Genomic DNA, 7,343 nt, shown 5'->3' with positions numbered 1-7,343 from the left:
CCCTCAGTATAATGAGCATCATCCCCCTCCCTACGCCCCCGTTAGTTTTGTCCAACTCTGTGAAACTGAACACATTATGTTGGATAGAGACTCATTATTACGCAGTGAAATCCTTTCAACATCAGTCGTGACACTCACTTTTCAAATAAATAAATTATCCAAATCAACGTCAGAAAATATTTTTTATGACTAGAATTAAATCCTATGAAAAAACTTTTGTGCAATAAATCACAAAAGAATCTGTTCTATATGTATGCAATGACCACTTCCATAAGGAAAGTAATTATGAAGTTAAAAGCTTTACTCATTGCCATTAGCTTATTCTTTGCTAACGTAGCGATGGCGTCTGGACACTGCACTTGGTATATAGAAGACCGTGGCTGGTGCACACCCTATTTTCCAACTAGCGATGCCACTCCTACAAAAAAATAGCCCTATAAAAATAGAAAAGCCGCTGATATTCAGCGGCTCTACATATTTTCGTCACGGGAGTGCAACGCAAGCTAAATTAATTCAATTGCAAAATCATTGAAGACAGCGAAGAAATAGAGAGCTGCAGTTCACCAATCCCATTAGCAACAGACAGCACTACAGTGTGATTACCATCTAGTTGTTCGGTAAGCGTGTATTCTCCATTAGCAAGTTGCCAAGCATCGATCAGTGATGACGGTAACTTAATCTGAACCATTCCCTGATCATGTTCAGCAAAGTTCGCGACCACTAACAGCTTCTGTTGTTGATCATAACGGCTAAAACAGAATAATTGTTCATTGTAAGTATCACTGTGCTCTCTGTTATGTCGGTGAATTTCATGATATTCGCCCAACATAGCGGTACTGGTAAGCGAGAAGTTCAATAAACGTTGATAGAAATCACGCAGTTCACGCTCTTCATCCGTCAGTAGACCACCATCAAACGCGCCATTGTTCATCCAACGTTGATGACTCGGCACACCAAAATAATCAAAGATAGTTGTTCGTGAATGCAAGCCAAATCCAGCATCTTCAACGCCCGCTTCACCAACTTCCTGACCACTGTAAATCATGGTCGGTGAAGTACTGAGCGTTGTTGACACTAACATTGCAGGCTTACCCTTATTGGCATCACCAGCAAACTCTGGGCTCGCTACCCGCTGTTCATCATGGTTATCAAGGAAGTGCAGCATATGATGTTCAATATCCATCAACTGCTGCTGTACCTCAACAATGGTATCGGTTGAGCCACGGCCTTGCATAATAAGCTTCAGTGCATCATACAAATCAACTTTATCGTAGAGGTAATCCATTTTTCCTAAATGAATATAATCACGATACAAGTCAGGCTGGTACACTTCAGCCATCAAAAATGCCTCTGGATTCACCTGTTTAATTGAGGAGTTCATATAGCTCCAAAACTCAACAGGCACCATTTCTGCCATATCATAGCGGAAGCCATCAACACCCAATGCCAACCAGTACAAGGCAATATCACGGAACTTCACCCAAGAATCAGGCACCGATTTACCGTTCCAAAACTCAAAGTGCTCGGTGTGATCTTTCTTATTAAAGCCTTGTGGCAGTTCATCAAAGTCTTTACTACCATCGGGCTTAACGCCATAGTTCACTTTGACGGTTTCATACCAATCATCAAATTGTGGCTTTGCTAGACGGGAACCGTTCCCCGTCCATTTGGCAGGAAATTCTTCATACGGCGTATCGAGATCAGGATGCGCTTCGCCACCCAATGGCAAATAACCATTTTCAGCATCAGGGACAGTGAACGCTTCATCAGGAATATAGTAGAAATTGTTATCTCGATGATAGACCAACGTCGTATCATCTGATGCGCCAAAATTTTCCACCCCAGCAGGATTAGTTATCCCTTGATAACGGCGCGCAATGTGGTTAGGCACAATGTCGATGATCACCTTCAAACTATGACGATGGCTGCGATCAATCAACGCTTTGAATTCTTCGAGGCGGTTAGCCGGATCAACCGCCAAATCAGGGTTAACGTTATAGTAATCTTTAACAGCATAAGGGGATCCTGCTCGCCCCTTCACAACACTGGGGTGATCTGAATTAATCCCGTATTCACTGTAGTCTCGTACGACTGCATGATGCGGCACGCCGGTATACCAAATATGGCTAACACCTAGCTGCTTTATTTCGCTTAATGCTCTATCAGTAAAATCATTAAATTTACCGATGCCATTTTCTTCAAGAGTGCCCCACGGCTTATTCGTTGTATTCGTATTGCCAAACAAGCGAGTAAAAACCTGATAAACAACATGCTTTGCAGGTACATTCGATTTAATTGTTTCTGTCATGAATTAAAACTCAAAAGGCTTAAAACGGAAAAGAAGGCGAAAAGAACGCACTGATGAATACCAGTTCGTATTCCAAACTACATCAAGGTGCAGGATTCGGCATTTCTGCACCTTGATGAATTTGAATGTTTAGGTTTACTTTTTGATTAGTTCAACAAAAGTAGTTTCAGCTGAGCTTGATCCAGCTCGTTTGGCCTCTTCGACTAATTGAAGGGCTTTGTGCATCTCATTCTTCTCAACAGCCGCTTTAATTTGGCCGTTATAGAATGCCTCTGTTTCTGGCAACATGGTTATGTTGCTGGTTTTGACAGCAGGGGTCGCTGTTGATACCGCAGCAGCAACGGGTGCAGTCGCAACAACAGCCGTAGCAGCCGTCACTTCATTCGCACGGTATGAACGCAAGTTAAGTGGCTTTAGATCAATCTCTAACGAGCCAAACTTCTGATGCTGAATAACAGGATCGGTAACCATTGGTCTTGCAAGGCCTAGTTCTTCAGCTCGAAGACGTTCAGGGTGCGGGATCTGAATACTCCCTTCACGGTATTCCTGCGGTGAATAAACCACCATGTACGGCGTCTTACTCTGCTCCATTACAAAACGATGCTGATAACTGGATAGGCTAAATATATTTGATGGCTTAGCCTCAAATTCATCCAATCCAATCATCTTCACTGGCTGAAACTGCGGATCCAACAGAAGAACTTTTGGTGCAAACACTCCAGCTGTCTTCATCCAACTCTTCAGGTCAACACTCATACGTTCCACATTCTGGGGGATGACGAAGCCTACAAAGTAACTTTTACCTTCAGGAAAATCACCTACCTGAGAATATTCATCAATAGCAAAGTCGACACTATCGTCCGTCATCGGAATCCAGGAAAATTCACTGTATGAATTACAACAAGTCGCCGCAGTTATTGAAACGTCTTTGACCATCTCTGTTGTCGGGGAAGCCGCGCAGCCCAACAGGCTTGCTGCAAGTAGTGCAGCTAATGTTGTTTTTATCAATTTCATCTTTGAACTCCCGTACCCTTATTAGATTATTATGGGTATATAGCTATTCGTATCTCATTAAATCTACAGCAGAATCTAATAGATATATACTCAAAAAGGCAGCCCGAAGGCTGCCTTTGACACTAATCGGTTTAGAACCAGATTTCAGTGTGAACACCAACAACAACTTCGTCATCGCCGTTTTTGATACCGATAATACCTGCGCTCGCTTCATCGTCCGCTTTGATGTAGCTTACATAAGGTTTGATTTGTGGACGGCCAAAGTAGTCAGCATTAACAGTGAATACAGATGCAAGCTCTAGGTTAATGATGTCACTTTCAACTGCATCGCCTGAACGACCCCAGTAACCTTCTGCACCTTCTTCATGACCATAAGATGCAGTCATTTCAAGGCGTAGATTGTCGTTCACTTTGTAAGTAGGACGAACAGCTACGATATAACGCTTCAAATCCTTTGCAGTAAATAACTCATCTAATGCTGCAAAATAAGTCAATTCAGAACCCATTTGCCAGTTATCACTAATATTTAGCACACCGTATGATGTCAAGAAAATAGATTCTGCATTATCATCACCGCCAGACCAGCCACCAAAGTTTACGCCACGGTTTTGTGCAACACCTTCACCATAAGCAATCGCAGTTTGCGTCCAACCGTCTAGACCGTAGTAATCGCGGTTATAAGTGATCGAAGCACCTAAGCCACTGTCAGAGTCTGAATCCTGGTTCGCCTGAGACATTAGCTTCAAGTCGAAATCAAAGCTACCACCAAGTGCTTTAACACCATAGTAGTAGAAATCTACAGATGTTAATGTCTTTCGTTCAACAAAGTTGCCATCATCATCTTTTTGCTCGATTGTGCCGTCAGCATCAGCAGTTACAACAGCAAGACCAGCAGTGTTACCAGCAAGCTTAGTCTGAACACCAGCACCAACGCCTGAAGACTGTTTCCAGAACTCACCAGAAAGAATACCTGCTGAACGGTTCAGGTAGCGTTGACCAGCCCAGATAGATGTGTCTTCGCCAAGATATGAAATGCCACCCATCTCTACATATGACTCTTTAACTTCAAACTGAGCAGTCGTGTTATCTTTTTGACTACCTGAAGAAGAGTAAGCATATGAGTTACCGTTACCGTATTCTGAACGAACAACGAAGTCAGACCATACGCCATTTTGATGTTCAGTGTGCTTCTTAATTACGAACTCAACTTGGTTAGTACTTTTACCATGTGTACCAGCAGTTTTGTAGTCAGGCTTGCCGTATTCAGTATCAACCGACTCCCCTTCAACCATACGGAAGTTCATAGAACCGTAACCGTGTACTTCCCAACCGTCAGTCAGAACATCAGTTCCAGATTCAGCTGCTACGTTGTAAGAAGTTAATGCTGCAAAGATCGCCGCTGCTACGGGTACTAACTTGTGTTTCATAGGAATGTCCCTTTTAATTTTTATGTCGGTTGCTATCTAGCAACCTTTCGGGACTAATATTCAGCTTTCGTTCAGCTATACACATCATCCTAATAACAGGATGAGAGGGAGGAGTAGAGGGGCGTAGTAATTAGGAGGTTAGTGTATTTCGTGACGTGCCTCACGAAGGTTAGGCGTATACCCGTAATAAAAATACGGAATGCAAAAGAAAAGTAAGACATCAGTCACTTATTTATAATAAAAAACGAATGTTAAGTTACTTAATTAATTTTCAATTTAACTCAAAAAAAATCTTACTGACTGAGCGAACAATAACTATTTAATAGCACTTATAAAAATAAAAAATAAGTAAAGAGATCAGCTTAATGTTTGTAAGAAAAACATCAAATAAAAATAAAGCATTCGTCACTTGTATTTAATAATAATGAAGCAGCCAGTAACTTAATTAATCTTTCTCAAAAACATTTCTTGACTGAGATGATTTTCACTATTTAATAGCATGTATAAATATGTAAATAAGTAAAGAGAACGACTCAATGTTTGCGAAATTAGCTCAAGCTTATCCTTTAGGGGCTACATTATGTGATCAAGGTTGTAATTTTTCAATTCACAGTGCTGATAACCAAGAAATTAAATTAGTTCTATTCGACATTGAAAATAAAAAAACAATCATTGACTTTGACCATAAACACTTAGATATCCACTATACCTTCGTTCCTAATATTAAAGCAGGACAGGTTTATGGCTTTCAAATTAAAGACAAGCACGATGAACGATTAATTCTCGACCCATATGCGCAGGCCCTCAATCAAATACCTTTTTATGTAGAGCCATTCACGGCAGAAGAAAGCTGGAAATTCACTAAATCTGTTGTTATTGACCATCAATTTGATTGGCAAAACACCGCCTTTCCACAGGTACCGTACGAAGAAACCATCCTGTGTGAAACGCACGTTAAAGGCTTTACTCAGCTTCAAGATCATATTGAAGAGCAATACCGAGGCACTTACCTTGGTCTCTGCCAGCCTGCTGCAATCGAGTTCTATAAAGAACAAGGCATTACCAGCCTACAATTGCTCCCAGTCACTTCATGCATGTCTGAACCCCATTTGCTTAAGATGGATAAAGTGAATTTCTGGGGCTATAACAGCCTGTGCTTTATGGCACCAGAGCCGCGCTATGCGATGAGTGATGCCGTCACAGAAATGAAGACCATGGTAAGGGAATTACACAAAGAAGGTATTGAAGTCATCATGGATATCGTGTTCAACCACACTGCCGAAGGCGGTGAAGGTGGGCCCAAATTTCATTTGAAGTGCTTGGATAAACATTATTACCTTCTTGATAGTAATAAAAATCATCACAACTACACAGGCTGTGGTAATACCGTTGATCTTACTTATCAGCCAAGCCTAACCCTTGTAATCGATACTCTTCGACACTGGGTAACCCATTACCAAATAGATGGTTTCCGATTTGATTTGGCTGCAACACTAGGACGTAACGGGCATCGTTTTGACTCCCAAAGTGCCTTCTTTAAAGCCATTGAACAAGATCCAATTTTACAAAAGGTAAAATTGATTGCTGAACCTTGGGATGTAGGTCCTGACGGCTATCAGCTTGGTAATTTCCCGCGAGGCTGGAACGAGTGCAATGATAAATTTCGCGATACCGTAAAGAGTCATTGGCTAGGCGATAAGAACAATATCAAAGAATTCGCAACTCGACTAATGGGATCTCGCGATTTCTTCAGTGCGGGAGGTTGGCCAGACAAATTACCCGTCAATTTCATTTCCTATCATGATGGTTTTACGCTGCAAGATCTTGTGTCTTACAACCACAAGCACAATGAAGCAAATGGTGAAAGAAACCTTGATGGGCATGGCGATAATCGTTCATTTAACCACGGGGTTGAAGGGAAAACAGATAACCTGTCGGTTCTGTATAAGCGCGAACGTCAAAAACGCAATCTTATGACAACGCTACTATTTAGCTTTGGGATTCCTCATCTACTTGCAGTAGATAGCCTATCTCATACTCAAGGTGGCAATAACAATGCTTACTGCCAAGATAATGAGATAAGCTGGGCCAACTGGATATTATCACCTGATAATATCAGCTTCAAAAACTGGCTAGCAGGAATGGTAAAAGCCAGAAAAGAAGTGATGAGTCCCTTTATTCGGGCATTCAGTGGTCGTGAACGTGGACACCACCGCATTCGTTGGAACCATTCGAATGGTAAACTAATGAACACTGATGATTGGCAAAACCTTGAAGCCTTTGCTCTCTATCTTGGTCTATATAAAAATGGTAAAGAGTTGTTATTTCTAATAAATAGCTCAACAATTCCAACACGATACCGTTTACCCGCTGGCGGTAAATGGCGTATTATATGTGATACCTCAGAGTCTGTTCTTGGTAACCGTCAAACGCAAACCACCTACATGCAAAGTACCCAATCGATCACAATACTCTCTCGAGAGTAGCAACGTATCTGTACATTTCATTGAATAAACCCAGTAGAGCAAAAAAACGCTTTCTAATAAGGAATCACTAGCGATACTGGGGTTATCTTTTATGTAACGTCGTCGCCT

5 protein-coding genes are annotated in these 7,343 nt (G+C 41.6%); 2 read left to right on the top strand and 3 right to left on the bottom strand.

All coding sequences use genetic code 11. The features are described from left to right. On the top strand, window positions 1-193 hold a 193-nt coding region (locus tag C9J12_RS31025; protein ID WP_227876274.1), incomplete at its 5' end, for a hypothetical protein. 315 nt (window positions 194-508) lie between these two features. Here C9J12_RS31025 and C9J12_RS04905 read toward each other — a convergent pair. The 3 genes from C9J12_RS04905 to C9J12_RS04895 all read right to left on the bottom strand — a co-directional run bounded on the left by C9J12_RS04905 (window position 509) and on the right by C9J12_RS04895 (window position 4,749). Continuing rightward, window positions 509-2,308, bottom strand: a complete 1,800-nt coding sequence (locus C9J12_RS04905) for an alpha-amylase family protein (RefSeq protein ID WP_107241687.1) — start codon at window positions 2,306-2,308, stop codon at window positions 509-511. Between the two features lie 135 nt (window positions 2,309-2,443). Further along, a complete protein-coding gene (locus tag C9J12_RS04900; protein WP_107241686.1) occupies window positions 2,444-3,322 on the bottom strand; it encodes a MalM family protein in 879 nt (292 codons plus the stop codon). Between the two features lie 131 nt (window positions 3,323-3,453). Then, window positions 3,454-4,749 (bottom strand): carbohydrate porin, encoded by a 1,296-nt coding sequence (locus tag C9J12_RS04895; protein WP_107241685.1) that lies wholly within the window; start codon window positions 4,747-4,749, stop codon window positions 3,454-3,456. A gap of 536 nt (window positions 4,750-5,285) precedes the next feature. Between C9J12_RS04895 and glgX the strand changes: the two genes are divergently transcribed. Further along, window positions 5,286-7,235: a glycogen debranching protein GlgX gene (gene glgX, locus C9J12_RS04890; RefSeq protein ID WP_107241684.1), complete on the top strand. Its 1,950-nt coding sequence runs from the start codon at window positions 5,286-5,288 to the stop codon at window positions 7,233-7,235. Window positions 7,236-7,343 lie beyond the last annotated feature (108 nt).

Origin of the sequence: Photobacterium frigidiphilum (assembly GCF_003025615.1) — a bacterium.
In the GTDB taxonomy this organism is placed as follows: Bacteria; Pseudomonadota; Gammaproteobacteria; order Enterobacterales; family Vibrionaceae; genus Photobacterium; species Photobacterium frigidiphilum.
Note: the sequence above shows the minus strand (reverse complement) of the source record. Positions and strands in the feature narration are given on the sequence as shown.

Excerpts from the sequence above, each read along its gene's own strand:
- C9J12_RS04905 (WP_107241687.1), bottom strand. The coding sequence starts at position 2,308 with ATGACAGAAACAATTAAATCGAATGTACCTGCAAAGCATGTTGTTTAT.
- glgX (WP_107241684.1), top strand. The coding sequence starts at position 5,286 with ATGTTTGCGAAATTAGCTCAAGCTTATCCTTTAGGGGCTACATTATGT.
- C9J12_RS04895 (WP_107241685.1), bottom strand. The coding sequence starts at position 4,749 with ATGAAACACAAGTTAGTACCCGTAGCAGCGGCGATCTTTGCAGCATTA.
- C9J12_RS04900 (WP_107241686.1), bottom strand. The coding sequence starts at position 3,322 with ATGAAATTGATAAAAACAACATTAGCTGCACTACTTGCAGCAAGCCTG.